This window comes from Ancylomarina longa (assembly GCF_003996985.1).
GTDB classification, from domain to species: domain Bacteria; phylum Bacteroidota; class Bacteroidia; order Bacteroidales; family Marinifilaceae; genus Ancylomarina_A; species Ancylomarina_A longa.
The window spans coordinates 1-306 of record NZ_RJJX01000332.1; the positions used below are offsets into that span (position 1 = coordinate 1).

At 26.1% G+C, this 306-nt stretch carries 1 protein-coding gene; it reads left to right on the forward strand.

The window, feature by feature from the left end:
* Positions 1–124 precede the first annotated feature (124 nt).
* Entirely contained in the window at positions 125–217 is a 93-nt protein-coding gene (locus tag DLK05_RS18500) for a bacteriocin class II family protein (protein WP_127345130.1), read from the forward strand.
* The last annotated feature ends 89 nt before the right edge of the window (positions 218–306 follow it).

The window sequence follows — 306 nt, forward strand, 5'->3', positions numbered from 1 at the left end:
AAAACATTAAAGGTGGATATCAAGATAAATCTATCTGTGAAGACATTATTGTCTAAATAATCCTTTGACCGTAATCCTTTTATTTTCCTAGTAAATACAGTTTGACCATTTAATTCTTATAGCAATGAAAAATTTTGAAACATTAAATACCCAAGATCTACAAAACATTAAAGGTGGATATCAAGATAAATCTATCTGTGAAGACATTATTGTCTAAATAATCCTTTGACCGTAATCCTTTTATTTTCCTAGTAAATACAGTTTGACCATTTAATTCTTATAGCAATGAAAAATTTTGAAACATTA